Origin of the sequence: Streptomyces sp. AV19, assembly GCF_015999245.1 — a bacterium.
Lineage (GTDB): Bacteria > Actinomycetota > Actinomycetes > Streptomycetales > Streptomycetaceae > Streptomyces.
The window spans coordinates 14,980-41,819 of the sequence record NZ_JAEAMR010000018.1 but is presented as its reverse complement, the minus strand read 5'-3'; the positions used below and the strand labels follow the sequence as shown (position 1 = coordinate 41,819).

Here is a 26,840-nt window from a genome sequence, read left to right as displayed (position 1 = left end):
GGAACGACAAGGAAACGCGCGCACCGTGCCCGACATCAGCGAAGCCCCCGCCCCCGACAACCGCGCCCTGCGCGCCGACTGCGGGAACTGCTTCGGGCTGTGCTGCGTGGCCCTGCCGTTCGCGAAGTCGGCCGACTTCGCCCTGAACAAGGACGCCGGCAAGCCCTGCCCCAACCTGCGCGGCGACTTCCGCTGCGGCACCCACACCACGCTCCGCGAGAAGGGCTTCTCCGGCTGCACCGTCTACGACTGCTTCGGCGCCGGCCAGAAGGTCTCCCAGGTCACCTACGGCGGCCGCGGCTGGCGGGAGGACCCCGATTCGGCGCGGCAAATGTTCGAGGTCTTCCCCGTGATGCGGCAGTTGCACGAGCTGCTCCGGTACCTGACCGAGGTGCTGTCCCTGCCGAAGGCCCGCCCGGTCCACCGCGACGCGCGCCGTCTCCTCGGCCGCACCGAGCGCCTGACGGAGTCCTCGCCGGAGGCGATCCTGGAGCTGGACGTCATGGCGCTGCGCCAGGACGTCAACGTCGTGCTGCTGCGCGCCGGCGAGCTGGTGCGGGGCGGCAAGGGCGGCAAGAAGAAGGAGCGCCGGGGCGCGAACCTGATGGGCGCCAAGCTGCGGGGCGCGGACCTGGGCGGCGCGAACCTGCGCGGCGCCTGCCTCATCGCGGCGGACCTGCGCGACGCCGACCTGCGCTCGGCCGACCTGATCGGCGCGGACCTGCGTGACGCGAACCTGTCCGGCGCCGACCTGACGGACGCCGTCTTCCTGACGCAGCCCCAGGTCAACGCGGCCCGGGGGGACGCCCGGACGCGCCTGCCGGAGGGCGTGAGCCGGCCCGGGCACTGGCAGTAGGTCCCGGCCGCCCCTCGCCTGACCAAAACCTCTTGCCTAAAACCTTTAGGCAGCTGCATAATCGCTTCAGGCAACAGAGGGGCAGGTCGTGGCACGCGCAGGACTGACCGCGGAGCGCCTGGTCCGGGCGGGGGCGGAGCTCGCCGACGAGGCCGGCTTCGACCGGGTGACGCCCTCCGCGCTCGCCAGGCGGTTCGACGTCAAGGTCGCGAGCCTGTACTCGCACGTCAGGAACGCGGAGGACCTCAAAACGAGGATCGCTCTGCTGGCGCTGGAGGAGCTCGCGGACCGGGGTGCCTCCGCCCTCGCCGGGCGGTCCGGCCGGGACGCCCTGCGCGCCTTCGCGGACGTCTACCGCGACTACGCCCGGGAGCACCCCGGCCGTTACGCCGCGGCGCGGTTCAGGCTCGATCCGGAGACGGCGGCCGCGAGCGCGGGCGGGCGGCACGCCGGGATGATGCGGGCGATCCTGCGCGGCTACGACCTCCGGGAGCCGGACCGGACCCACGCGGTCAGGCTGCTGGGCAGCGTCTTCCACGGCTTCGTCGACCTGGAGGCGGGCGGCGGCTTCGACCACAGCGCCCCCGGCCCGCAGGAGTCCTGGTCGCGCATCGTGGACGCCCTCGACGCCCTGCTGCGGAACTGGCCCGCGCACCGACCGCCGGACCCCCGATCGACAGGCTGAGGCAATGAGCACCGAGCACGACTGGATATCCACCCCCATCACCGCGGAGATACTGCGCGGCGCCCTCGACCTGGAGCTCACCGAGCACGGCGTCCTGCCGCACCGGCTGCCGGCCCGGGCCCGCGCCCAGTGCGCCGACGGGCAGCTCGCGATGATGGAGTCGCAGCCCTCCGGCGTGCGGCTGGCCTTCCGCACCGGGGCCACCGCCGTCGAACTGGACGTCCTGGCCACCAAGCGGGTCATCGTGGGCGTCCCGCCCCGGCCGGACGGCGTGTACGACCTGCTCGTCGACGGCCGCCCGGCCGGCTCGGCGAGCGTGGCCGGCGGCAACACCCTGACCGTCGACTTCGCCACCGGCGCGGCCGAGCTCCGCCCCGGGCCGTCCGGCACCGTCCGCTTCGCCGGTCTGTCCGAGGGCGTCAAGGACGTCGAGATCTGGCTGCCGTACAACGAGATCACCGAGCTCGTCGCCCTGCGCACGGACGCCCCCGTCGAGCCCGCGCCCGACCGGGGCCGCAAGGTGTGGCTGCACCACGGCAGTTCGATCAGCCACGGCACCGACGCCGCGAGCCCCAGCACCATCTGGCCCGCGCGCGCGGCCTCGCTCGGCGGCGTGGAACTGGTCAACCTGGGCCTGGGCGGCAACGCGCTGCTCGACCCGTTCACCGCCCGCGCGATGCGGGACACCCCCGCCGACCTGATCAGCGTCAAGATCGGCATCAATCTGGTCAACACCGACCTGATGCGCCTGCGTGCCTTCGGCCCGGCGGTGCACGGCTTCCTCGACACCGTCCGCGAGGGCCACCCCACCACCCCGCTGCTGGTCGTCTCGCCGATCCACTGCCCCGTCCACGAGGACACCCCCGGCCCCACCATGCCGGACTTCGAGGCCATCAGAAACGGCACGCTCCGCTTCGTGGCCGCGGGCGACCCCGCGGAGGCCGCGCGCGGCAAGCTGACGCTGGGCGTCATCCGGGACGAGCTCGCGCGCATCGTCCGGCAGCGCGCGACGGACGACCCGAACCTGCACCTCCTCGACGGCCGTGCCCTCTACGGCGAGGCCGACTTCGCCGAACTGCCGCTGCCCGACGGGCTCCACCCGGACGCCGTCACGCACCGCCGCATCGGCGAGCGCTTCGCCGGGCTGGCCTTCGCGGCCGACGGCCCGTTCGCGGACCGCGGCGTCTGACAGATGCCCTTCCTCCTCCTCGCGGACTGCGGGGAGGAGGAAGGGCGTTGACGCCGTCAGCCCTGCGAGGGTTTCCGGCCGGACGCGCTGTCGTCCTGCGGGGTGCGCGGCTGGGGGACGCGTATCGCTCCCTTGCCGTGGGCGAGTTGGACCTCGCGCTGCACCTTCGGCATCGGGAGGCGCATCGCGAGCGCCTGCACGCCGCCGATCTTCAGATACGGCATGACCCATCCCTCCAGATCCACTCCCGCGAACAGCTTCCAGTCGACGTCGGCCGCGGCCCTGCCCTCGGTCGATCCGCTGACCCCGCCCTTGACCTCGGTCCGGACGTACGGCGCGGCGACATCGCCCTTCACGCCCACGCTGCCGTACAGCCCGAGGTTGGCCTCCGTGCCGAACCTGACCTTCACGTCGGCCGCGGCCGAGGTGCTCGCCTTCAGCGTCGCGGGGGTGAAGTTCGCCTTGGCCTCCGGCTGCCAGCCCTCCTTCAGACCGAACGCGGAGCCGAGGGTGAAGTCGCCCTTGACGGGGTCCTGTTGGACGTCGAGGCTCACCTTTCCGTCGGCGTCGATCAGGACGTAGCAGGTGAGGTCGATGTTGACGGTCACCGGGAGCTCGCCGATGTAGAAGGTCGGGTTGGCGTGCAGGACGACGAACGGCACGCGCACCGGCTTGCCGTTCGTCGTGGGGGACGTCCGCCCCTTGAAGTGGAATCCCGAGGACCAGTCACCGGTCAGCCGCAGGCCGGCGCCGGACGGGCCGTCGCCCGAACCGCGGCCGTAGTAGTTGAAGTCGATCTCCGGCGCCAGCTGGACGAAGCCCTTGAACGCCGCCTTGGTGGGGCTGTCCGGCCCGTCCTTCTTCGCGTTCTTCTCCGTGTCGAGCTTGGTGTCGACGTCGACGCGCAGGCTGCCGAAGGGCAGTTTGAGCCCGTCCGGCCCGGCGTGGACCTTGCCGCGCTTGGCATAGGAGAACTTCACGCCCGGGACGAGCGGTTCGGCCTTGAAACCGGACGGGTCGACGGGCAGCTTGCTCTTGACCTTGGAGTCGCCCAGCACCGTGGAGAGATCGGTGGGGGCGGTACGGACCTCGGTGCCCTTCGAGGTCTTCTTCTCCACCTTCGTCACCTTGGCCAGGACGCCCTTGGGGGCGCCGGGCACGGGCTTGCTGGCGATGATGTCGCCGACGGCGACGGGCTTCTTCTTCGCCGCCGGTGTCGTGGACGGCGCGGACGGCGCGGGCTTGCCGGACGGGCCGGGCGCGTCCGGCGGGACCGTGTCGGTGATGACGGCCCGTCCGCTCTTCTCGTCGATCGAGTCGACCTTCACCGCCGGCTTCTGCGCCTTGAGGCCGCCTCCGGCCGGGATGGCCACGGCGCCCGGCGAGGCCTTCCCCGGTGAGGGGGTTTCGAGGCTGAAGTCGACGCTGGGGGCGCCTGTTTGGCCGGCGTTGGCCACCTCGTCCGAGGCGGCGGTGGAACCGCCCCCGGAGGTCGAGCAGCCGGCGAGGGCGAGTGAGAAGGCGGTGAGCAGCACTGGTGCCAGTGCTCTTTTCCGGAAGTTGCGCATGTGGTTCCTCGGTGTGGGGGGTTTCAGGGTTGGCGGGACCATGTCACGTCATGACATCGGCGGTACACCTCTTTCGGCAGCACGGGGGGATCAGCGGCCGCGCGGGAGTCGTCCCGCTTCCGCCGCCAGGTCTTCGAGGTGCGCGGCCGCGGCCGCCGCGCCTCCCGCGGTGCGGAAGGACTCGCGCACCCGCCCGGCCGCCTCCCGGTGGGAGGGTTCGCGCAGGACGGTGTCGAGCGCCTCGCCCAGGAGGCCGGCGGTCGCCCGGTTGAACCGGACCCGTACGCCCGCCCCGGCGTCCGTCACCTGGGCGGCGATCGCGGGCTGGTCGTCCCGGATGGGCGCGACGACCAGCGGGAGGCCGTGCCACAGCGCTTCGCACACGGTGTTGTGCCCGCCGTGGCAGATCACCGCGTCGCAGCGTTCCAGCAGCGCCAGTTGGGGAACGCGCGGCCGGACCAGCACCCGGTCGGCGAACTCCGGCACCGTGCCCGTCGGGTCGACGATCACCGCCTGCGCCCGGTCCGCCCGGCCGCGCACCGCCTCGGCGCACGCGGCGAGGAAGCGGGGCGCGACCTCGGCGTTGGCCGTGCCGAGGGTGATCAGCACGGTGGGCGTCCGGGGGTCCAGCCGGTGCCAGGGGAAGTCGTCGGCGGCCGGCCGGGAGGCGAGGGACGGGCCGACGAACCGCACGCGCTCGCCGACGGCGGCGGATCCGGCCAGGGCCTCGGTGCTGAAGGCCAGCACCAGGCGGTCGGACATGCGCGGGTCGGCGGTGCCGCGCGGGTTGCCGATCCGGTGCCGCAGCCCGCCGATCAGCCCGGCGATCCAGGAGTCGACCTTCGGCAGGCCCGCGAGGGAGGTGAATCCGGCCGTGGTGGTCGCCGAGGTGGCCCACACCACGCCCAGCCGCTCGGCCACGAGGCCGCCGGCGACGGCCTGCTGGTCGGCCACCAGGACGTCCGGCCGGAACTGCCGGACGGCCGCGCGCACCCCCGGCGCCATGTGCTCCGCCAGCGGCCCGAGGAACCGCTCCCACAGGAAGCGCAGCGCCGCCGGGCCGCGGAGCGTGGGCGGGCGCAGCAGGGCGGGGTCGGTCAGGTCCGGGGAGGCGCAGGGGAAGACGGTCGCGCCGTCGCCGACCAGCGGTCGCACGACGTCCGGCAGACCGGCCCAGGCCACGGTGTGGCCGCGCCGGGTCAGTTCGGCGGCGACCCCGACCGTGGGGTTGACGTGTCCGACCAGGGGCGGCACGACGAACAGGAAGCGGCTCACCGTCCCGCCTCCCCGGCCGCCGGGACGGGGGTGTGCGCGCGGATCCATTCGAGGATCAGGTCGCCGGCCAGGTCGGTGGCACCGACCAGGACCCAGTGTTCCTGGTCCGGTACCACGACGGTACGGCAGTTGGGCAGCAGCGACCGCAACCAGCCTTCCTGTGCGGCGAGTTCGGACTCGGCGCCGTAGAGGGCGAGCACCGGGCTGCCCACCGCGCGGATGGCGTCCTCGTCGAGCACCCGGCTGGCGGGGACGTCCAGCGCCGTGGTGGTGGAGTGCAGTAGCCGGGCGGCGGACCGGACGCGTCTGGTCACGAGCCGGCCGTATTTCCCGGTGAGTTCCTCGAAGAGGCCGTCGCGGGCGAGTTCCTCGGCGCCGCGCGCGAGGTTGTCCGCCATCTTGCGGGACCAGGCGGCGGTCGCCGGCTCCGACTCGATCATCGAGACGCTGGCCACCCGGCCGGGGTGCCGTGCCGCGTGGCCGAACGCGATGGTGCCGCCGTAGGAGTTGCCCACCAGGTGCACCGGGCCGGGCGGGTCCAGCCGGTCGAGCAGGGCCTCCAGGTCGTCGAGGTGGTCCTCCAACCGGTAGCCGTCCGGGGGCCGTTCGCTGTGGCCCTGGCCGCGCAGGTCGTACATGACGACGTCGAGCCCGGCGGCGGCGAACCGGGGGGCCAGGGTGAAGTAGTAGCTGACGAGGCTGTCGATGAGCATGCCGTGGATGAGCACCACCGTGGGCGGCGGGGCCGTTCCGGTCGTGCGGGCGGGCATGCGTTCCACGTGCACCGCGAGGCCGTTGGCGTCGATCATGGCCATCGGTCAGCGCTCCCCCGGTTCCCGGGAGCAGTCGGCGATGTAGGCGACGAGCTGTCCGATCGTCAGGCCGATGATCTCCTCCAGCCCGAGTCCGGCCAGGTACTCGGCGAAGTTCACCCGCTCCCCGTACCGCGCCTGGAGGTGGCCGCCGAGGGTGACCAGGTCGATGCTCTCCAGGTCCAGGTCCTCGTGGAACCGGGTGTCCATGGTGATCCCGGCGTCGTCCACGCCGCCGTACTCGCCGAGGACGGCGTGGAGCATGCCGGTGATCTCCTCGAGGACCGCCGCTTCGGCCGGACCGGCCGGTGCCGCTGCCTGACTGCTGTTCACTGCTGTCCCTCCTGTTCGTCGCCCGTGGTCCAGGCGACCACGTACTCCCTGCCGGGCAGGTCCTCCGGATTGCGGACGTTCCGGCAACGCACCGGGTAGTGGCGGCCGTTGACGGCCACGCGCACGAGGTCCGCCGTCGCCTCGGCCACCTCGAAGTCCCGCGGGCGTCCCCGCAGGCCGGTGCCCTCCGCCTTGGACACCGCTTCCTTCGCCGCCCAGAACCGGGTGAACCAGAGGGATTCCGGTTCGCCGGTCCGGGCGCACAGGGCGGCGAGGAGCTCGCGCTCGGCGAGGCCGAGGGCGACGGCGAGGGTCCCGGAAGGCCGTTCGGCGACCTCTTCCACGTCGATGCCGACCGCCGCCGGACGCCCGTCCGCGCCGCGCGGGCGGACCAGGGCGACCGCGGCCTCGGCCCGGTGCGCCAGCGAGACGTCGAGCCCGGGGAGGACGCGGCCGTGGACGCCGGTCACCCGTGGCCGGCCGGACGGTTCGTTGTCCACCCGGATCTCGGCGGGGAAGACCGGCCCCTCGCCGTGCTCCCACAGCCACCGGCGGACCGCGTCCTTGGCCGCGATGCGGCCGAGCAGCCACCGGCGGCGGCCGGACGGCGGGCGCCGCCCGTGGTCCTCGCGCTCGGCCGTGCCGAGGTGCCGCCGCATCACGAGGTCGCGGGAGGCCAGGTCGTGGCAGCGGTCGAAGAGGAGCACCCAGCCGCCCTCCTGGACGCCGGAGAGGGTGTGCCGTTCGGGGAACCGTTCGTGCGCCTTGGTCTCCGGGCGGCTGTCGAAGCGGTGGTCCTGCCAGCCGTCGATCTCCGCCCAGACGCCGTCGCCCGTCACCAGTTGCACGTCCGCCTCGATCGTGGCGTCGGTGACGGAGGCGATTCTGATCAGGCATTCCACGCGGGTGCCGGGCGCCGGGTGCGGGCCGAAGAAGCGGAGGTGGCGCATCCGTACGGGGAAGACCAGGGTCCGCTCGGTGAGGGTGGACAGGATCCAGTAGCCGAGCAGCTGGCCCACGTTGTCGAGCAGGGCGCCGGGCGCGGACGGCGTGGTGAGGACGCCGCGCACGTGCGCGTCGCCGATCGCCGTCAGCCCGGTGACGCCCTGGAACGCGGAGCCGTGGAACATCCAGCCGTCCCGGTACAGCTGTGCGGCCGTGATCTCCGGGGGCCGTTCCTCCTCCGGCCGCCACCGCCAGGGGCGGGGCGCGTCGCCGGGGTACCGGTCCGCGAGCTCCACCTCACCGTGCGCGTACGCGCCGAAGGTCACCTGTGCCCGCCCGGTCCCGCGCGGCTCGACGGTCACGGGCACCTCGACGGGCGGCGCGGCGGCCACCCAGCGGTCGAACCGCGCCTCGCGCACCGCCACGGCCGTCGCCCCGGGCCGGGCCCGTTCCGCGTGCTCGATCATGTGGTGGACCACCGTCGTGGCGGGGACGACCGGCCACCGGTCGGCCTCGTCCGGCCAGCCGGGGCGCTGCCGGAAGAAGCAGTGGTCGCGCAGGTACGGCATGGTGTCCGTGGACACCCGCAGCGCGGTGCGGGCCGTCCGCGCGGCCGCGGCGCGGGAGACCGCGACGGCGGTGTCGGCGGTGTCCTTCAGCAGCGCCCGCAGCTCGGCGGCCAGGGGCGAGTCGCCCTCCGCCACGGCGTCGGGGCGGGCGGCGAGGACCGAGCGCACCTCGGCCACCGTCTCCCGGTCCAGGGACACCAGGCTCCCGCCCAGGTCCAGCCGCGACGGCGGCATCCGGCGGACGTCACCGGCGCCGCCGGCCGTCAGGACCCCGGTGTCCGGGTCGCCGCCGTCCGCCCAGAGGGCCGTGGCGACGCGGAGCAGCTGCGCCGTCCCGTCCCGGTGCGGGGAGTCGGCCGCCACCACCAGGTGCGGACGGCCGCGCAGGGTGTTCTCGACCAGCGAGCCGACCTGGCCCGTACCGGCCTGGACGAAGGCCCGGAAGCCGGCCGCGTACATCGCCTCGATCATCGGCCGGAAGCGCACGGGCTCCAGCAGGTGCCGGACGAAGAGCTCCCGCACCTCCTCCTCCGTGCCGGGGTACGTCGTGGCGGTGGTCGCCGACCAGACGGGCACGGTGGGCCGGCGCAGCTCGAACTGCCCGGCGTAGTGCCGGATCCGGCCGAGGTAGGGGGCCAGCATCGGGGTGTGGAAGCCGGAACGGAACGGCAGGACCTGGCCGATGACGTGCCGGGCACGGAAGTCCCTTACCAGTTCCTCCACTTGGCCGGGCGGGCCGCAGACCATCGACTGTTCGGGGGCGTTGTCGTGCGACAGCACGACGTCGGGGCGGCCCGCGAGCGCGGCGGTGACCTGTCCGGCCGGGGCTCCCAGTACGGCGAAGGCGAGCCCGGCGACCCGCACTTGGTCCGGGTCGAAGGAGCGGGTGAACGCGTCGACGGCGTCCGCGTCGTACAGCCCGGCGGTGGCCATCGCCGTCCATTCGCCGATGCTGTGGCCCGCGACTCCGTCCGGCACGATGCCCATGCGGCGCAGCGCGGCGTCCAGCACCCGCCCGACGGCGATGACCCCGGCGCCGTGCCGGCCGACGTCGGCCACGTCGGTGCCGGGCCCGCCGAAGCCCGCAGGCAGCAGGTCCGACAGGCCGAAGTGCGCGGCGACGTCGCCGGCGCGGGGTCTGAACTCGGCTTCCAGGCCCGGGAAGACGAAGGCGAGCCGGCCGCCTCCGGGGCCGCCGAGCAGCGGCTCGGGGGAGAACCAGACGTCGCCGCGCCCGCGCCAGGGGGTGCCCTTGGCCACGGCCTTCCGGGCCAGGGCGAGGCGCTTGGGGGTCGGGTCCACGATGCCCAGCCGGACGCGCCCGGTGCCGGGCGGCCGTCCGTGGCCCGCCGCGCGGACGGCGGTGTCCTCGGCGTCCAGCAGCGCCGCGAGCCGCTCGGGGGTGCCGGCGGCCAGCCGCAGCACCTGTTCCGGCTCCCGGACGGTGGCCGGCGGCCGGGCCCGCCGGCCGGCCGCGGCGGGCGTCTCCTCCAGCACCACATGGGCGTTGATGCCGCCGAAGCCGAACGCGTTGACGCCCGCGCGCCGGGGCCGCCCGCCGCCGGTCTCCCACTCCCGCGCGCCGTCGATCGTCCGGAAGCGGGTGCGGGCCAGGGCGGGGTGCGGGTCCTCGCAGTGCAGGGTCGGCGGCAGTACGCCGTGGTACACGGAGAGCGCCGCCTTGATGAGCCCGGCCACGCCGGCGGCCGGCATGGTGTGGCCGATCATCGACTTCACCGACCCGGTCACCGGCCGGTCCTCCCTTCCCCCGGGCGGGCCGAACACCTCGGCCATGGTGGCCAGTTCGGCCGCGTCCCCGGAGGGGGTGGCGGTCCCGTGCGCCTCCAGCAGCCCGACGGACCCCGGTGCGGCGGGGTCCAGTCCGGCCTCCCGCCACGCCGCCCGCACCGCCTTCACCTGGCCCGAGGGGTCGGGGTTGACGAGGCTGCCGCTGCGGCCGTCGCTGGCCACGCCGGTGCCGCGGACGACGGCGTAGACGCGGTCCCCGTCGCGCAGCGCGTCGGAGAGGCGCTTGAGCGCCACCACGCCGGTGCCCTCGCCGATCAGCAGCCCGTCGGCCGCCCGGTGGAACGGGCGGATCCGCTGGCTCGGCGACAGGGCGCGCAGCCGGGAGAAGACCGACCAGAGGGTGATGTCGTGGCAGTGGTGGACGCCGCCGGCGAGCACCAGATCACAGCGCCCCGAGGCCAGTTCGCCGACCGCCTGGTCGACCGCGACCAGCGAGGACGCGCAGGCGGCGTCCACCGTGTAGGCCGGGCCGCGCAGGTCGAGCCGGTTGGCCACCCGGGAGGCGGTCAGATTGGGCACCAGGCCGATGGCCTGCTCGGGCTCGTCGGGGCCCAGCTGCCGGGTGTACGCGCGCCGCACCCGCTCCAGCCGGTCGGCGCCCAGCTCGGGCAGCAACTCGCCGAGGGTGCGGAGGAGCTGGTTGGAGGTGAGGACCGACTGGACGCCCCGGGACAGGCCGGGGGACAGATAGCCGCCCCGGCCCAGGATCACCCCGACCCGGTCCCGGTCGGGCAGCCGTGCCTCGCCGCCCGCGTCCGCGATCGCCTCGGCGGCCACGCGCAGGGCGACGAGCTGCTCCGGTTCGGTGCCGGGCACCGAGCTGGGCATGATGCCGAACCGGGTCACTTCCACCTCGGCCAGGTCGTCGACGAATCCGCCGCGGCGGCAGTACACCCGGTCCGCGCGGTCGCCGGCGGCGGCCGGGTCGTAGAAGGCGGGGTCCCAACGCCCGGGCGGGACCTCGGTGATGGCGTCGACGCCGCCGGTCAGGTTCCGCCAGTACGTCGCGAGGTCCGGCGCCCCCGGGAAGAGGACGGCCATGCCGACGACGGCGGCCGGGGGCCGGCCGTGGAGGTTTTCCGTCATGCCCGTCTCACCGGCCCGGCGCGGTGTAGACGACGGCGTCGGCCGATGCCTCGCCCCAGGCGAGCTCGCGCAGCAGGCACAGCGTCCCCTCCTCGGGGTCGATGAGTCCGACGCCGCGGCGGGCGTACTCGCGGGCGAGTTCCGGGGTGACCATGCCGGCGTGCTCGCCGTCCGGTGCCCACGGTCCCCAGTGGACGGTCAGCGTCCGGCACCCGGAGCGCGCCGCCCACCGGCCGCCCAGGGACTGGAGGGCGTCGTTGGCGGCCGCGTAGTCCGCCTGGCCGCGGTTGCCGAAGACGGCCGCGACGCTGCCGAAGAACACGGCGAAGCGGGGGGTGTGCGGCAGTTCGTCCAGGGCCGCCAGCAGGGTGCGCGCGCCGTCGACCTTGGTGCCGTACACCCGGCGGAAGGAGTCGGGGTCCTTCTCCGCCAGGAGCCGGTCCTCGATGACCCCGGCCGCGTACACCACGCCGTCCAGCCGGCCGTGTTCGGCGTGGACGTCCGCCACCAGGCGGCGCACGGCCCCGGGGTCGCGGACGTCGAGCGCGTGGTAGCGCGCCGGGCTGCCCAGGTCCCGCAGGGCGGCGAGGGTGCGGCGGACCTCCCGCCGGGCGAGGATCCCGGAGGCGGCCCGTTCGACGGCGGCCGGGGAGCCCTCCCCGCGCGCGGCCAGCACGGCCCGCAGCGCCGCCCGGTCCGGGGCCTGCCGGACGGCCTCGTCCTCGGGGGCGTCGTCCGGCAGGGCGGTCCGGCCCGCCAGCTCGATCCGGCAGCGGGAGGCCGACGCCAGCGCGGCGGCGAACCGCGCGGTGATGCCCCGCGCCCCGCCGACCAGCAGCACGACCGCGTCCCGGTCCAGGCCCAGGGCGGCGGCCTCGGCCGCGCCGTCCCCGGCCGGGCCCGCGCCGCGGTCGCCCAGGGCGCCGAGGCCGGCGGGCGATGCTTCCAGGCCGTACCGGCCGCCGTCCGGCGACCGCAGCACCACCGGGGCCGCGTCCTCGGCCGTCAACTCGCCCACCAGCGCCGCCGCGACCTCGGTGGCCGTCATCTCGGGGGCCGGTTCGACGAGCCGGACGAGGGTGTCCGGGTACTCCCGCGCGACGCTGCGGAACAGGCCCCGCAGCCCGTCCGCGCGTCCCTCGATCGCGGCGGGGACGTCCGCGCCGGCGGCCGGCGCGGCCGCGAGCAGCCAGCGCGGCCCGCCGCGCAGCGCGGCCCGCAGCACCGGGAAGGCGTCCGGCAGGAGCGGACCGCCGCCGCCCTTCGCCAGCGCCTCCAGGTGGAACACGCCGTCCACCGGGCCGTCCTCGTCGGTGAGCAGATGGTCCGGCGGGAGGACGAGCGCCTGGGCGCCGTGGGTGCCCAGCCGGGCGGCCAGCGCGTCCGGCACCGGTCCCGCGCCGCCGAGCAGGGCGAACCGCCGGCCCTCCAGGACCGCGAACTCGCCGGTGGGGGACGGGAGTCCGGCCGTGCGCAGGACCAGCCGGCCGGGCGTCCCGCCGGTGACGGCGGCCGGGGGCTGTACGGACGGACGTCCGTCGGCCGCGTTCCCGTCGGGCAGCCGCTCCTCCAGGAGCCCGGCGATGCCGGACGCGGTGCGGGCCTTGGACAGCACCTCCAGCTCCGCGTCGTCGAGCCGGGGCAGCCCCGTCCCGCCGCCGAAGCCGAGGCGTACGGCCAGTTCGCCGACGATCTCGACCCTCTTGATCGAGTCGACGCTCAGGTCGGCCTCCAGGTCGAGACCGGGCTCGATCATGTCGAGGGGGTAGCCGGTGCGTTCGCTGATGATGTCCAGGACGGCCGCCAGCACGTCCGCGGGCTCCGGAGAAGCCGGAGCGGCGGTGGCAGGTGCCTCCGCCGGTTCCGCCGGTGCGGACGGCGGGAGCACGGCGGGCACCGGAGCCGGTGCGGGAGCGGGCACGCCCGGCGCGCCACCGAGCCAGGTCAGCAGCACGTCGCGCTGCGCGGCGACCAACTCCCTGCTGGTGCGCAGGAATTCGTGGACCATCCGGTCGCGGTCGGCGGCCATGGCGTCGCCGTCGCGGTTCTGGGTCACTGTCATCTCCTCCGGCCGAATGCGTCGTGCGGGTGTGAGCGAGCCGGGCAGCGGGTCGCCGTCACGGGTGCGGGTGAGCTGTCCGTTGACGATCCAGCCGGGCTGCGCGGGGCAGGCGCCGGGGACGGCCTCGGCGCTGTCGCGTCCCCGGTGCAGCCAGCCGGTGCGGACGGGGACGCCGGCGACGGCGAGCCGGGCGAGCATGCCCAGGAAGCCGCGCAGTCCGGGGCCGTCGGGGCCCTCGCAGGCCACCGCGGTGTGCGGGCGGTCGCCGAGGATCCTGCCGACCAGGCCGGTGAGCACCGAGCCCGGCCCGGCCTCGACGAAGACCCGGGCCCCGGCCTCGTACATCCGCTCGATCTGCTGGGCGAAGCGCACGGGGGAGCCGATCTGGGCGGCCAACTCGTCCCGTACGCCGTCCGGTTGCGCGGGGTAGACGGCGGCCGTCCGGTTGGCCCAGACCGGTATCTCGGGCGCGCCCACCGGCCGTTCCGCGAGGATCCCGGCGAACGATTCGCCGGCCGGTGCCACCACGGGGCTGTGGAAGGCGCACGCCACCGGGATCGGCTTGGCGCCCAGGCCGCGCTCGCGCAGCCGGCGCACCGCCTCCGCGACCGCCTCGCCGGGGCCCGAAATCACGGTCTGGCGCGGCGCGTTGTGGTTCGCGACCACCACGCGGTCGGCCAGTCCGGCCGCCCACAGCTCCTCGGCGACGTCCTGGTGCCCGGCCGCCACGGCGGCCATGGTCCCCGGCTCGTCGCCGGCGGCGGCCAGGATCGCCTCCGCGCGGGCCGCGCTCAGCTCCAGCAGGGTCTCCGGTCCGAACGCCCCGGCCGCGCACAGCGCGACCAGCTCGCCGTAGCTGTGCCCGGCCGTCATGCCGGGGCGGACGCCGGCCCGGCCCAGCAGTTCGAGGACGGTCAGTCCCATGATGCCCAGGGCGGGCTGGGCGGTGCGGGTGTCGGTGATCCGGGCGCGCTGTCCGTCCGCGACGGCGGGGTCGAAGGCGGTGGGCGGGAAGACGACGTCCGCCCATTCGCGGCCGGTCCGCAGGTACCGCTGCACTTCCGGGAAGGCGATGAACAACTCGGCGAGCATGTCCGGGCGCTGGCTGCCCTGGCCGGGGAAGAGGAACGCCACCTCGCCGCCGTCCGGGCCCTCGGGCGCCGCGCCGAAGACACCGGACCGGGGGTCGTCCTCGCCGTCCAGCATCCGGGCCAGCAGCCCGGGCAGTTCGTCCAGGTCGCGGGCGACGACGGCCGCCCGGGCCGGTTTCCCGGACGCGTCGCCGCGCCGGGCGGCGCTCAGGGCCAGGTCGCGCAGCCGCCAGGGACGGCCCTGCCGGTCGTTCTCCTCGGCCAGCTCCAGCAGCCGGCCGGCGGCCCGGTGGGCGTCCGCCCGGTCGGTGCCGTGGAAGACGAACAGCTCGGCCGGCCAGGCGTCGAGCCCGTGCCGGGGCGGGGGTCCCGCCTCGTGGCCGCGCAGCACCACGTGGAAGTTGGTGCCGCCGAACCCGAACGCGCTGACCCCGGCGACCCGTTCGCCGGGCCCGGCCGCCCACGGGCGGGCCGTGGTGTGGAAGGCGAAGGGGCTTCTCCCCTCCTCCCAGGCCGGGTTGGGCCGGGTCAGCTGCGCGGTGGGCGGCCGGACGCCGGTGTGCAGGGCCATGGCGGCCTTGATCAGGCCGGCCAGTCCGGCCGCGCACTTGGTGTGCCCGATCTGCGACTTCACCGAGCCGAGCGCGCACCCGCCGGGCGCCGCCCCGGCCTCGGTGAACACCTCGGTGAGCGTGGTGAGTTCGGTGCGGTCGCCGACCACGGTCCCGGTGCCGTGGGCCTCCACCAGGCCCACGTCGGCCGGTGAGATCCCGGCGTGGCGGTAGGCCCGTTCCAGTGCGGCCCGCTGTCCCTCCGGGCGGGGCGCCGTCAGCCCCAGGGACTTGCCGTCGCTCGAACTGCCGACGCCCTTGACGACCGCGTAGACCCGGTCGCCGTCCCGCTCCGCGTCCGCCAGCCGCTTGAGGACCACGCAGGCGACGCCCTCGCCGAGCGCGATGCCGTCGGCCGCGCTGTCGAAGGTGCGGGAACGGCCGGTCGGGGACAGCGCGTGCACCGAGGAGAACAGCAGATAGTCGTTGATCCCGTTGTGCAGGTCGGCGCCCCCGCACAGGACGAGGTCGCTGGTGCCGGCGGACAGTTCCTTGCACGCCGCGTCCACCGCCGCCAGGGAGGAGGCGCAGGCCGCGTCCACGGTGAAGTTGGCGCCGCCCAGGTCGAGCCGGTTGGCGATCCGCCCGGAGATGACGTTGGCCAGCATGCCGGGGAAGGAGTCCTCGGTCAGCCGGGGCAGTTGGGCCTCCAGTTCGGGCGGGAGTTCTCCCAGGTAGGCGGGGAGCACCGTGCGCAGGGTGGTGGCGTTCGCCAGGTCGCCGCCGGCCTCGGCCCCGAACACCACCGAGGCCCTGGAGCGGTCGAAGGGACGCGTCTCGTAGCCGGCGTCGCGCAGCGCCCGCCGCGCGGCCTCCAGCGCGAGCAGCTGCACCGGCTCGATGCTGCCGAGCGAGGACGGCGGGATGCCGTAGCGCAGCGGGTCGAAGGGGATGTCCGGCAGGAAGCCGCCCCACTTCGACGCCGTGCGGTCGCCGTCGGCCCCGGGCGCGTAGTGCAGGTCGGCGTCCCACCGCTCGGCGGGCACCTCGCCGACCGCGTCGGCGCCCGCGACCACGTTCGCCCAGTAGGCGGCCAGGTCGGGCGCGCCGGGGAACATGCAGGCCATGCCGACGACGGCGACGTCGAGCGGGTCGGGGGTGGGGGCCGGGGCCTCCTGGCGGAGGCCCGCGCGCAGCCGCCGGGCGCGGGCGGTGAAGAAGCCGGCGGCCTCCGCGCTGACGGCGGCGTGCAGTTCGGGGACCGTGGTGACCTCGTTGCGCAGCACGGCCACCTGGCCGGCCATGAACATCCCCTCGGCCAGCTGCCGGGCCTCGTCCACCTCCGTCAGGGACTCGCCGGACCGCTCGACGCCCTTGCTGGCGAGCCTCAGCCGCCCGACGTTGAGCTGCTCCAGCCGCTCCCACGCCTGCCGGTCCGGGACGCCCTGTGTCCGCAACTCCTCCTTGACGCCGCGGAATTCGTCCGTGAACGGGCTGTGCACGCAGCGCGTGGCGTGCCCGGGCGCGGTCTCCAGCAGTTCGGTGCGCCGCGCCGCGACGACCTGCCGCTGGAACAGCGGCCGCACGGCGCCCCGGTCCACCGCCTCCTCGGTGAAGAGGTACGCGGTGCCCATGAGCACGCCGACGACCACGCCGCGGGCGGTCAGCGGTGCGGCGAGGGCGGCCACCATCGCGGCCGACCGCTTGTCGTGCACGCCGCCGGCGAAGAACACCCGCAGCTCCCCCGGCTCCGCGTCGCCGTGCGCGTCCAGGAATTCGCCGAGCACCTCGGCCTGTGCCTCCCACAGCGCGAAGCTGCCGCGCGGCCCGACGTGGCCGCCGCACTCGGCGCCCTCGAAGACGAACTTGCGGGCGCCCGCCGCCAGGAACTGCCGGAGCAGCCCGGGCGAGGGCACGTGCAGGAAGGTGGCGACACCGGCCTCCTCCAGCACGGCGGCCTGCGCGGGCCGGCCGCCCGCGACGATGGCGCAGGCCGGGCGGAGTTCCCGGACGATCTCCAGCTGGGCGGCCCTGATCTGTTCGGGGGCGAAGCCGAGGACGCCCACGCCCCAGGGGCGTTCGCCCAGTTCGGAGCGGACCTGTTCCAGCAGGATCCGTGTCTCCAGCGGCCCGGCGAGGGCCAGTGCCAGGAAGGGGAGTCCGCCGTGGCGGGCGACGGCGCCGGCGAACCGGGCCTGGTCGCTGACCCGGGTCATCGGCCCCTGGGCGACGGGCAGCGCGGTGCCCAGGGCGCGGCTCATCGGGGAGCCGCGCAGCAGGGCGTCCGCGGCGGTGTCGTCGCGTACGGCGTCCTCGACGGCGGCGGTGACGCCGCGGACGGCCGCGCCCACGTCGCCCCACCGCCGCGCGAACGAGGCGGCCAGGAAGCCGTCCTGGCCCACGGGCAGCAGCCGGCCGGGCCCGGCGTCCGCGCCGAGCAGCCGGGCGGCCTCGGCGGGGGCGTCCGGCGGGGGCGGCGCGTCCGGGCCCCGGCGGCGCAGCACCCGGTGGCCGGCGGCGAGCACGGTCTCCGAGCCGTCCATGGTCCGCAGGGCCGCCGCGACGTCCTCCACGAGGTCGGATTCGTCGAGCAGGGCCAGCTGGGTGTCCAGGACGACGCCGACCGCGCCGCCGACCACGGCGGCCGCGGCGGTGTGCGGGCCGATGCCCCCGCAGGCCCAGACGGGCAGGCCCAGTTCGGGCGCCGCGACCAGTTGCTGGAGCAGGACGAAGGTGCTCAGCTCGCCGACGCGCCCGCCGGCCTCGTTCCCCCGGGCGACGAGGCCGTGCGCGCCGGCGCGCACGGCCGCCAGGGCCTCGTCGTAGGAGGTGACCTCGGCCAGGACGCGGTGCCGTCCGGCGGCGAGGTCACCGGGGAGCAACTCGGCGTCCGCGCCGAGCAGTACGGTGAGCGCTTCCCCGTCGTCCGCCAGGTCGTCGGGCCCGAGCGCGCACCCCGCCCCGATCCGGACCCCGAAGGGGCCCGGCACCCACTGCCGTACCAGCCGGAGGGCCTCCAGGGCTGCGCGGCGCCGGACCCTGCCGAGATCGAGCACGCCGAGGGCGCCGGCGCGGCAGACCGCCGCCACCAGCCGTGGGTCGGGTTCGCCGAACGGGCTGACGCCCAGGATTGTTTCTGTGGCCACGGGCACTCCGGGAAGAAGGGTTCGCTCAGGGGCACGGGGACGCGCGCGGGTGCGCCGGCGGCCGGGGCGTGCTCGGTGAGGTGGGGGGACGTGCCGGTCAACGGCCCTGACGGAGGCGCCCGTCGGGCAGGGGACCGGTCAACGGAGGGTCGTCATGGGTGCGATGCGCACGGCTCGGGCGGGAAACCGCTGTGTTTCCGGGACCACGAGGTGCGGGGGCGGACAGGTGCGAGTGTCCGTAGGCAGGCACCGCCGGGCCGTTGGGCGCGGCGACGGAAGGACGAGGCCCGCTTCCCCGGCGGGCCTGACCGGATCATTGCACGGCGCAGGCAAACGGAACACCCCGTTCGGCGTCCTCGCGCGCATGGTGTGCGTCACAGGGCAGTGGTGCGGCACTCGGCGCTCGGGCGCCGACGTGCGGCGCCCGGCGTAGGGCGCGGAACCCTTCCCACCGCTTCACTCCCCTTTTGCCCCCGCACACCCCACTTGCCGGGGATTCGGGCGATACCACCCGGGCACGGGGATGGCGTGAAGAGCACCTGCGCCTACGGCGTCGCCCCCCGCGCGCTCCCCGTCATCGGCCACGCCCTCCCACTGCTCCGCGACCCCCTCGGCTTCCTCGCGGAACTCCCCCGCCACGGCGACCTGGTCCAGGTCCGCGTCGGCCGGTACCGGGCCGTGGTGGTCTGCGACCCCGAGCTGACCCGTCAAGTCCTGCGCGACGACCGCACCTTCGACAAGGGCGGACCGCTGTACGACCGCATCCGCGAGCTGACCGGCAACGGGCTGGCCAGCTGCCCGTACAGCGACCACCGCCGCCAACGGCGGCTGCTGCAGCCCGCGTTCCACCCCGCCCGCATGCCCGGCTACGCCGAGACGATGCGCCGCCAGGTGACCGCGGCCACCGGCGCGTGGACCGACGGGGAGGCGGTGGACGCCATCGCCGAGATGCACGGCATCAGCGCCCGGACGACGATCGTCACGATGTTCGGCCGCGATCCCGCCCGGGCGGCCGCGGACGGCGATCTCGCCCGGCTCATGGAGGACTTCACGGTCGTCGTGGCGGGCATCCCCCGCCGCACGCTGCTGCCCCCGTCGGCGGACCGGCTGCCCACCCCGGCCAACCTCCGCTACGACCGGGCGCGTGCCCGCCTGCGGACCGCGATCGACCGGATCGTGGCCGGCCAGCGCTCCGGCGAACTCCACGACGGCGACCTGCTGTCCATGCTGCTGTCGGCCGGGCACGACCCGCCGGGGAACGGCGGACCCGGCGGCCCGGGCCTGACCGACGAGGAGATCGCCGACCAGCTCGTGACCTTCTTCGCCGCCGGCACGGAGAACACCGGCACAACCCTGGCCTGGGCCCTGCACCTGCTGGCCCGCCACCCCCACGTGGCCCGCCGGATGCGGGCCGAGGTGGACACCGTCCTCGACGGGGCCCCGGCCGCGTCCCTGGAGCACCTGCCCGCACTGAAGCTCACCACGGCCGTGGTCACCGAGGCGCTGCGGCTCTACCCGCCCGCCTGGGTGCTCACCCGCACCACCACCGAGGACACCCGGCTCGGCGGCCACCCCATCCCCGCCGGCACCGCGGTGGTCTACAGCGCCTACCTCCTGCACCGCCGGCCGGACCTGTTCCCCGATCCCGAACGCTTCGACCCCGACCGGTGGATGACCGGGAGCACGCCGCGGCGTTCCGCGTTCGTGCCGTTCGGCGGCGGGCCGCGCAAATGCATCGGGGACGTCTTCGCGCTCACCGAGGCCACCCTGGTCCTGGCGACGGTCTCCGCCGGCTGGGAGCTGCGCCCGGTGGACGACCGGCCCGTCCGTCCCGTTCCCCGGCTCGCGTTGAGCCCGCAGGAGCTGCCGATGCGCACGGTGGCGCGCGCCCGCTCCGCTACGGCCGCGAACCCTTCGTCCAGGCGCTGACGCCGAGCTTTCCCGTGGTGCCGAGGTCGAGTTCCGGGATCACCGTCAGGGGCCGGGACCCGGGCTCGGCCCGCACCCTGACATAGGGGACGTTCACGGGGTCGCCCGCGCCGGTGGTGTTGCGCCACATCAGGCGGGCGAACCCGGTCTCGCCCGGCTTCAGGTCGACCGGGCGCGGCGGGTCGTCGAAGCCGGTCACGAGGGCGATGTCGCCGCCGCCGCGCAGGACGTCGACGCCGGGGACCGGTTTCCTGTCCTCGTCGAGCAGTTCGAGGAGCGGGTGGCCGTCGAGGCGGCGGGGGCGGGTTCCGCAGTTCTCCAGGTGGAGCCCCACGACGCGCAGGCCCATGGCGGCGTCGCCGTCGTCCGCCGTGAGGCGGAACCCGGAGGGCGGGCAGTGGGCCCCGGCCGGGGCCTCGTCCGAGGGGACGCGCCTGACCTTGCCGAGCCGCACCCGCTCCGCGCCCGACCGCAGGGTGTCGATGCGGACGGTCCGCCGCACGGTCCGGCCGGCGGGCACGGACGGCACGGTCTCCTTTGTGTTGGCCAGCACCTCGCCGGACGCGGACAGGACGTCGAGGGCGACGGTGTACGTGAACGGCCGGTCCTCGCGGTTGGTGACGGCGAACTCGACGGGGACGACCGGTGGTCCGACGCTGCGCGTCCGCCCGCCCATGCCGGTGACCCGCACGCCGTCCTTCTCCAGGTCGGAGGGGTCCCCGGGGACGGGGGCCGCGCTCCCGGACCCGGCGGTCCCCGGCCCGGGCACGCCGGATCCTTGTGTTCCGGTTCCGCACGCCGTCAGCAGCAGGACGCTCGCGAAGGCGGCGGGCAGGAGGGAACGGGTGGCGGTGCGCATCCGGTCATCCCATCATGGGCCGGGTGGCCTGCTGTCATCGGTATGTCGGGGCCCGCCGCCCTGCACAGGCGCTCACTCGGAGCCGAGACCTTGCTCCTCTGATCGCCGTCCAGAGCTCGAAGCCGGCGGCTTCCTCGGCCACGCGGCAGAGTCCGGACCCCAGGTGAACGGCCGACCGGCGTACGCGACCCCGGAGTTCCGGTCAGGCAGGCCGCCGCACGCCGCAGCCGCCGTCAGCGCCGGGGGCACGGGGGCCCATCAGATGGGCCACGACACCGTAGGCTGCGGGCGTGATCGATGCAGTGGTGCTCGACGTCGGCGAGACGATCATCAAGGACGACCGCGGCTGGGCTTCGTGGGCCGACTGGCTCGGGGTGCCCCGCCACACACTCTCCGCTCTGGTAGGCGCCGTCGTGGCCCAGGGGAGGGACAACGCCGATGCCATCAGATTGATCCGGCCCGGAATCGATCTCTGCTCCGAGGCCCGTGCCAAGGAAGCGGCAGGCTGTGGCGAGCACTTGGACGAGACCGACCTGTACCCGGACGTCCGGCCGGCGCTCCAGGAGCTTCGCTCCGTCGGCCTGAATGTCTTCCTCGCCGGCAACCAGACCGCTCGTGCGGGTGAGCTGCTGAATGCCATGGGCCTGCCCGTCGATGCCATTGCGACCTCAGCGGAATGGGGTGTGGCCAAACCCACGGCCGCCTTCTTCGATCGCGTGGTCGCCCTTGCCGGGGCAGCACCCGATCGCATCGCCTACGTCGGTGACCACCCGGCCAACGACTGCGTCCCGGCGGCGGCCGCAGGACTGCGTACGGCGCACCTTCGACGCGGGCCACTGGGCCATCTGTGGGCGGACAGCCCGGAAGCCGCCGTGGCCGATTGGCGCATCGAGTCACTGATGGAGCTGCCCGGTCTTCTCCGCCGGACCCCACGATGAGGCGCTGCGGCCATGACAGGTGAGACGACACCCGGTATGTGACCGCACCGGTACCGTGCCGGAATGCCGGAATGCGACTCGACGACGGAGATTCGCCATGCCTTCATCACACAGTGGGGTGGGGAAGTACGTTGCCTATCAGCGTCGCCTCGCCAAGCTGACCCAGCAGCAACTGGCCGACGCGGCGGGCGTGGCGCTCGGCACCCTCCGCAAGATCGAACGCAACGAGCGCGGTGCAGGCGACACCGTCCTCGAAGCGCTTGCCGAGGCGATGCGCATCGATCTGTCGAAGCTCCTCCCCCAGCGCTCCCACGCCGACGCTCGTGTCCACACGGCCATGCCGGCTCTCTCGGCTGCTCTCGCCACATACGACATGCCCGAGGAAGGGCCGTTCCGCCCGCTGCGCGAGCTCAGGGACGCCGTGACGAAGGCCGAGGAGTGGAGACTCGGCGCCCAATACGTTCTGATCACAAGTAAGTTGCCCGGCTTGCTCACCGAACTGTCACGAGCGCTGGTTGCCGCACAAGGCGCGGAGCGACAGGAGGTGGCCGCCCTACTGGTCTCCGCCTACCGCACGGCGGACGCCGTCGCCTTCAAATACGGCGCCAAGGACCTGTCGGCCCGGCTGATCGGCCTCATGAAGTGGGCCGCTGCCGCAGCCGACGACCAATTGCTGGACACCACCGTCGCGTACGTGGGAACCGAGATCTACTTCGCCGCACGCGCATACCGAACCGGTCTGCGGGCCCTGGAAGCCGCCATCAACGCGGCTCCGCCGCCCCAGGACACCCATACGACGGCAGCCCGCGGGGCCCTGCACATGCGCGCGGCGGTCGTAGCCGGGCGGGCAGGCGACGCCAATGCCGCCAACCTGCACCTCCTCGAGGCGCGGACCTTGGGCGCCCGCGTGCGCGAAGGCGTGTACGCGGGCACCGCCTTCGGCCCCCACTCCGTACGTATCCATCAAGTGTCCGTGGCGGTGAGCCTGGGCGACGATCACCTCCAAGGCGCGCTGGACGCGGCCCACGAATGGGCCCCGCCACAGGACATGCCGGCAGAGCGGCGCTCCGGGTTCTACATCGAGTTGGCGCGCGCACAGCTCTGGACGGGACGGCCCGACGACGCATTCGAGTCGCTCAGGACGGCCCGCCGGATCGCTCCCCAGCACACGCGCGAGCATCGTTGGGTCCGCGAAGTCGCGGGCACCCTGCGGCGCCTGAAGCGGGCCGACGCCGAGTCGCTCACTCGCTTCGCCGAGTGGTGCCACGCCACCGGATAGCCGCACTGCCCTACCCCTCGCAGGGGTACTTGCGCATTCTGCCGTGAGCCACCATCTCCGTGCCCGCGCATCAACCGGCACGTGGAGACAGCAGTGGCCGCATTCATCGATCTACCGCCCGATGTCAGCATCGCTCACCCGCACCGCGAAGCCTGCGCCCCCGGTGGCGCTGTCGAGCGTCTTCCGCACCCGACCCACTTCCCCGCATGCGGAGCCCTTCCGCACGAGCAGGTGACGGAACCGTGCCCGTGACCCGCCGCTCCGCCCCTCACATCACAGGGGAATGCCGGATCGGCCGCCATCGCTTGTGCCGTGGCGCCACGTTCATCCGCCGCATCTCCGGTGACAACACCGTCCATCGCACCGAGCCGTTGCCGTGTGCCTGCTCCTGCCACCGGGCGGTGAACAGATGCCCGTGACAGGCACCGAATGGCTCGCACGCTGCTCCCCCTCGCCCGAGGCGGCTCGGCAGCAGTGGTCCGCGGGGGAACTGGCACCCATCCGCACCACCGTGTGGTCCGTCGTCGAGATGAACGATCTCCTCCGGGCCGTGGACGCCCTGCTCGTCCTCCGGCGGACGGGCCGCCCCGGCCCCGTCCCCGCCTGCCCGGAGAGCAAGCGCGTCTGGTGGCTCCTGCCACCCGGCCGGGCCGCCGCGTTCGACGGCTGCCCCGGGCTGACCGCACGCCCGGCAAACCGGGCCCTGCCGTGCCCTCCGGCCGACGAACCACTGTGCGGGCGCGGCTGGTTGGAGAAGCCCGACGGCAGCGGGCGACTGACCGACCCCGCCCGCCTCGCCACCGCGCTGGGACTCCCGGCCGCGACTGCGGTACCCATCCCCGCTCAACTGTGAAGGCATAGCACAGTGATCCATACAGGCCGAGCCCGGCGCCTCGACCGCGCCCGGATCCGCGCCGACTTGCGCGAAGCCGTCAGCGCCTACGTCCTGATACCCCCGGCGCGGGAAACGGGCAGGCTCACCGCCCGGCTGACCCGCCACCTGACAGCGCTGTTGCGCATGACGGAAGGCCAATTGGCGGCCTGCGCGGCCGGAAGCGTCGACTCCGTCATGCGGCGGGCGTCGCTGGACCGCGCCCGGAAAGCGCTGGCCGAACGGCCGGGGCAGAGTCCGGAAGGCGCCGCGGACCACGTCCTCAGCCTGCACCTGATCCTCGTCGAACTGCTCGGCTACCTGCCAAAGGAGACCTCGTGAACGAGCCGTACGCCGAGCGGCGGCGGGCCGTGGAGTGGCTCGCCGCGCAGAGCGACGACCCGCGTCGCGTCCGCCGCGAATGGGCGCAGGACCGGCCCGCGCTCGTACCCGCCGCCGGTCCGCGCTTCGACACGATCCGGCTGCCCGCCACGATCGTCCACGGCGCCGCGGGCGGGACCACCCGCGAGGGGATCGAGGCCGTCCTCGCCGCGCACGGCATCACCAGCGCGGTCATCACCGACCGCCCACGGCGCGGTTACTGCGTGCTCGTACCGCCCGGCACCCATCGGCGATGGAACCTCCGGGGCATCGAGTGCCCGGCACCTTCCTGCCGCATCGCCCTGCCGGCCCCGTACCGCGCCGAGCCACCCGGCACGTTCTGGCTGCTGTCCCCGCCCGGCGAGGAGCGGAGCCTCTGCGCGCCCGAGCGCGTCCGCGCCCTGGTCCAGGACCGGTGTCCATAGGAACGCGACACCCGGCACAACACGAAGTGGTGCGGCGATGCGAAGAGTGGGCAGTTCGGGTGCGCAGAACACTGTTATGGGCCCGCTGCCGCGCCCGGATCGCCCGCAAATCCGGATGACCCGGTCCGGGAGGAACGGCATGATGGCACCCATGATCATCGACACCCCCGCCCCCGTCCGCACCGGCGAGCAACGACTGCCCGACGGACGGCTGTTGGGCTGGGCCGAGTGGGGTCCGGCCGGCGGGCGGCCGGTTCTCCTGTCCCCCGGCGCGGCCACGAGCCGTCGGCTCGGCTTCGGCGCGGACATCCTCGACGGGCTCGGCGTGCGTCTGGTCTCGCTCGACCGGCCGGGGCTGGGCGCCTCCACGCCCGCTCCCGGGCGGACCCTCGCGGACTTCGCCGCGGACGTCCGGGCGTTCACCGGGCTCCGGCAGCTGGGCCGGCCCGCCATGGCCGGCAACTCGCAGGGCGCGCCGTTCGCCCTGGCCTGCGCGGCGGACGGGGTGATCGGCGCGCTGTCGCTGGTCTCGGCGGCGGACGAGGTCGCCGATCCCCGCTTCGCCGAGGCCCTGCCGCCGGAGCTGCGGCGCCTGGTGGACCTCGCGGTCGCGGAACCGGCCGCCGCCGAGGCGGTCTTCGCGGACTTCTCCCCACAGGCGATGTGGGACCTGGTCATGGCGGGCAGCCCGGCGGGCGACGTCGCCGCCTACACCCGCGAGCCGTTCGCCTCCGCGTACCGCGAGGCGCTGGACGAGGCGTTCGCCCAGGGCCCGGCGGGCTACGCGCGGGACACCGTCCTGGCCATGGGCCGCTGGGGCATCGACCTGGCGTCCATCGCGATCCCCGTCACCCTGTGGTACGGGGCGGACGACACCGGGCACTCCCCCGACCTGGGCGCGGGGCTGGCGTCGCGCATCCCCGGGGCGGTGCGGCACGTCGTTCCCGGGGCCGGGGGCTCGCTGCTGTGGACGCACGCCGGGGAGATCCTGCGCGAGCTCGTATGAAGGGCGTCACACGAGCTCCCCTTCGATCCCCAGGTACGCCTCCTGCAGGGCCTTGACGACCGGGTGCCCGGCATCCAGCCGGACGTCGTCCACGGCGGCGATCGCGCGCACCCCGATCGCCGCGTTCGTGGCGAACGCGGCCCTCATGGCGGGCAGATCACCGGTGGTGACCGGCGCGACGATGTGTTCGTCCCGCCGCACCAGCGCCATCGTGATGCCCGGCAGCACCTCCGCCTCGGGCCAGACGACCGTCCCGTCGGCGTCGACGAAGGCCACGTTCCAGGTGCCGCCCTCCGAGACGCGGCCGTCGGGCCCGATGAACAACGCGTCGTCGAATCCGGCGAGTTGGGCCTCGCGCCGAGCCCGGAGGAGACCGAAGAGACCGACGTTCTTGACCGTCGGCGCGTCGCGTACATGGGTCACCGTGCGCACCCGGAACGGGGGTGCGGTCGCGGGCCCGGCCGGGCGGGTCGTCACCAGGATGTGCGGGGTGGCCGCCGCCGAGGGATGCCCGAGTTCCAGGGCCGGGTCGAAGACCGTCACCCGGACCACGAGGGACCCGACGCCGGGCACGGCCCGGGCGACGTACGCGCGGACGAGGCCGGTGTCGAGCTCGGCGCCGAAAAGATCCCGGCAGTTGCCCGCCAGCCGCTCCATGTGCAGCCCGAGGCCGCGTACGCGGCCGTTGTCGACGCGCATGGTGGTGAAGTGACCGTAGTTGGTGAGCGCGAGGGTGGCGAGGGCGTCGGGGTCGGCGGGGCGGCCGTTGAGTTCCATCACGGGGTCAGTCTGGCAGGGGCCAGTGCGTGACGGCGAGTCAGGACGGACGGGGCTCGGCCGGGCGGGGGCTGTCCTGACGTCACTCCGGGCAGCCGGCATGCCACGCCCGGAGCGAGCCGGGCCGGGCCAGGGCGGAGCGGGGCGGGGCGGGCCGGAGCGGAGCGGGGCGTGGCGGAGCGGGCCGGGCCGGAGCGGGGCGCGGTGTGGCAGGCCGGAGCGGGGCAGGGCAGGCCTGACCGGGGCCGGGACCGGGGCCGGGGCCAGGCCAGGGCCGGGCCAGGGCCTTCGAGGCCGCCACCTCGCACGGGGTGCGAACCCAGGGCGGAGCCCGGACGAGGGCACGGGGCGAAGCCCCGGCCATCGCGCGGGACGCGCTCCCGGGGGCCGGGGCCTGC

General features: G+C 74.8%; 18 protein-coding genes. 10 read left to right on the top strand and 8 right to left on the bottom strand.

Annotated features, from left to right (window positions below; translation table 11 throughout):
• Positions 1 to 25 precede the first annotated feature (25 nt).
• From I5Q34_RS25600 to I5Q34_RS25590, 3 genes are all read left to right on the top strand, one after another.
• Positions 26 to 856 (top strand): pentapeptide repeat-containing protein, encoded by an 831-nt coding sequence (locus I5Q34_RS25600; protein ID WP_277965726.1) that lies wholly within the window; start codon positions 26 to 28, stop codon positions 854 to 856.
• An 88-nt stretch (positions 857 to 944) separates the two neighbouring features.
• The gene (locus I5Q34_RS25595) at positions 945 to 1,541 is read left to right on the top strand and encodes a TetR/AcrR family transcriptional regulator (RefSeq protein ID WP_199894781.1); all 597 of its coding nucleotides are present in this window, start codon (positions 945 to 947) and stop codon (positions 1,539 to 1,541) included.
• Positions 1,542 to 1,545: 4 nt separating this feature from the next.
• Complete coding sequence (locus tag I5Q34_RS25590) at positions 1,546 to 2,730, top strand: GDSL-type esterase/lipase family protein (RefSeq protein WP_199894780.1); 1,185 nt, start codon at positions 1,546 to 1,548, stop codon at positions 2,728 to 2,730.
• A gap of 56 nt (positions 2,731 to 2,786) precedes the next feature.
• Here the strand turns inward: I5Q34_RS25590 and I5Q34_RS25585 are convergent, their stop codons facing one another.
• The 6 genes from I5Q34_RS25585 to I5Q34_RS25560 form a co-directional block, all read right to left on the bottom strand.
• Positions 2,787 to 4,298 carry a hypothetical protein gene (locus I5Q34_RS25585; RefSeq protein ID WP_199894779.1) on the bottom strand — a complete coding sequence of 504 codons (1,512 nt, stop codon included), beginning with the start codon at positions 4,296 to 4,298 and terminating at the stop codon, positions 2,787 to 2,789.
• A 90-nt stretch (positions 4,299 to 4,388) separates the two neighbouring features.
• Positions 4,389 to 5,573: a glycosyltransferase gene (locus I5Q34_RS25580; protein ID WP_199894778.1), complete on the bottom strand. Its 1,185-nt coding sequence runs from the start codon at positions 5,571 to 5,573 to the stop codon at positions 4,389 to 4,391.
• Complete coding sequence (locus tag I5Q34_RS25575; RefSeq protein ID WP_199894777.1) at positions 5,570 to 6,388, bottom strand: alpha/beta fold hydrolase; 819 nt, start codon at positions 6,386 to 6,388, stop codon at positions 5,570 to 5,572. Before I5Q34_RS25575 ends, I5Q34_RS25580 begins: the two co-directional genes overlap by 4 nt.
• Positions 6,389 to 6,391: 3 nt before the next feature.
• Entirely contained in the window at positions 6,392 to 6,718 is a 327-nt protein-coding gene (locus I5Q34_RS25570; RefSeq protein ID WP_374193058.1) for an acyl carrier protein, read from the bottom strand.
• A complete protein-coding gene (locus I5Q34_RS25565) occupies positions 6,715 to 11,127 on the bottom strand; it encodes a beta-ketoacyl synthase N-terminal-like domain-containing protein (RefSeq protein ID WP_199894776.1) in 4,413 nt (1,470 codons plus the stop codon). The genes I5Q34_RS25570 and I5Q34_RS25565 overlap by 4 nt, the downstream gene beginning before the upstream one ends.
• A 7-nt stretch (positions 11,128 to 11,134) precedes the next feature.
• The gene (locus I5Q34_RS25560) at positions 11,135 to 17,977 is read right to left on the bottom strand and encodes a type I polyketide synthase (RefSeq protein ID WP_277965727.1); all 6,843 of its coding nucleotides are present in this window, start codon (positions 17,975 to 17,977) and stop codon (positions 11,135 to 11,137) included.
• A 528-nt stretch (positions 17,978 to 18,505) separates the two neighbouring features.
• Here I5Q34_RS25560 and I5Q34_RS25555 point away from each other — a divergent pair.
• The gene (locus tag I5Q34_RS25555) at positions 18,506 to 19,906 is read left to right on the top strand and encodes a cytochrome P450 (RefSeq protein ID WP_199894775.1); all 1,401 of its coding nucleotides are present in this window, start codon (positions 18,506 to 18,508) and stop codon (positions 19,904 to 19,906) included.
• Here I5Q34_RS25555 and I5Q34_RS25550 read toward each other — a convergent pair.
• Positions 19,875 to 20,765, bottom strand: coding sequence for a DUF4232 domain-containing protein (locus I5Q34_RS25550; protein ID WP_199894774.1), 891 nt, complete (start codon positions 20,763 to 20,765; stop codon positions 19,875 to 19,877). The genes I5Q34_RS25555 and I5Q34_RS25550 overlap by 32 nt on opposite strands.
• Positions 20,766 to 21,055: 290 nt before the next feature.
• Between I5Q34_RS25550 and I5Q34_RS25545 the strand changes: the two genes are divergently transcribed.
• The 6 genes from I5Q34_RS25545 (at position 21,056) to I5Q34_RS25520 (ending at position 25,665) form a co-directional block, all read left to right on the top strand.
• Entirely contained in the window at positions 21,056 to 21,703 is a 648-nt protein-coding gene (locus I5Q34_RS25545) for an HAD family hydrolase (RefSeq protein ID WP_199894773.1), read from the top strand.
• Between the two features lie 97 nt (positions 21,704 to 21,800).
• Positions 21,801 to 22,982: a helix-turn-helix transcriptional regulator gene (locus I5Q34_RS25540; RefSeq protein ID WP_199894772.1), complete on the top strand. Its 1,182-nt coding sequence runs from the start codon at positions 21,801 to 21,803 to the stop codon at positions 22,980 to 22,982.
• 415 nt (positions 22,983 to 23,397) lie between these two features.
• Positions 23,398 to 23,835: a hypothetical protein gene (locus I5Q34_RS25535; RefSeq protein ID WP_199894771.1), complete on the top strand. Its 438-nt coding sequence runs from the start codon at positions 23,398 to 23,400 to the stop codon at positions 23,833 to 23,835.
• A gap of 12 nt (positions 23,836 to 23,847) precedes the next feature.
• The gene (locus I5Q34_RS25530) at positions 23,848 to 24,195 is read left to right on the top strand and encodes a DUF6415 family natural product biosynthesis protein (protein WP_199894770.1); all 348 of its coding nucleotides are present in this window, start codon (positions 23,848 to 23,850) and stop codon (positions 24,193 to 24,195) included.
• A complete protein-coding gene (locus I5Q34_RS25525; protein WP_199894769.1) occupies positions 24,192 to 24,659 on the top strand; it encodes a hypothetical protein in 468 nt (155 codons plus the stop codon). Before I5Q34_RS25530 ends, I5Q34_RS25525 begins: the two co-directional genes overlap by 4 nt.
• 151 nt (positions 24,660 to 24,810) lie before the next feature.
• Positions 24,811 to 25,665: an alpha/beta fold hydrolase gene (locus I5Q34_RS25520; protein ID WP_199894768.1), complete on the top strand. Its 855-nt coding sequence runs from the start codon at positions 24,811 to 24,813 to the stop codon at positions 25,663 to 25,665.
• A 6-nt stretch (positions 25,666 to 25,671) separates the two neighbouring features.
• Here the strand turns inward: I5Q34_RS25520 and I5Q34_RS25515 are convergent, their stop codons facing one another.
• Positions 25,672 to 26,442: an aminotransferase class IV family protein gene (locus I5Q34_RS25515; RefSeq protein WP_199894917.1), complete on the bottom strand. Its 771-nt coding sequence runs from the start codon at positions 26,440 to 26,442 to the stop codon at positions 25,672 to 25,674.
• Positions 26,443 to 26,840: the final 398 nt, after the last annotated feature.

Excerpts from the sequence above, each read along its gene's own strand:
- I5Q34_RS25590 (WP_199894780.1), top strand. The coding sequence starts at position 1,546 with ATGAGCACCGAGCACGACTGGATATCCACCCCCATCACCGCGGAGATA.
- I5Q34_RS25585 (WP_199894779.1), bottom strand. The coding sequence starts at position 4,298 with ATGCGCAACTTCCGGAAAAGAGCACTGGCACCAGTGCTGCTCACCGCC.
- I5Q34_RS25575 (WP_199894777.1), bottom strand. The coding sequence starts at position 6,388 with ATGGCCATGATCGACGCCAACGGCCTCGCGGTGCACGTGGAACGCATG.
- I5Q34_RS25565 (WP_199894776.1), bottom strand. The coding sequence starts at position 11,127 with ATGACGGAAAACCTCCACGGCCGGCCCCCGGCCGCCGTCGTCGGCATG.
- I5Q34_RS25550 (WP_199894774.1), bottom strand. The coding sequence starts at position 20,765 with ATGCGCACCGCCACCCGTTCCCTCCTGCCCGCCGCCTTCGCGAGCGTC.
- I5Q34_RS25540 (WP_199894772.1), top strand. The coding sequence starts at position 21,801 with ATGCCTTCATCACACAGTGGGGTGGGGAAGTACGTTGCCTATCAGCGT.
- I5Q34_RS25520 (WP_199894768.1), top strand. The coding sequence starts at position 24,811 with ATGATCATCGACACCCCCGCCCCCGTCCGCACCGGCGAGCAACGACTG.
- I5Q34_RS25515 (WP_199894917.1), bottom strand. The coding sequence starts at position 26,442 with ATGGAACTCAACGGCCGCCCCGCCGACCCCGACGCCCTCGCCACCCTC.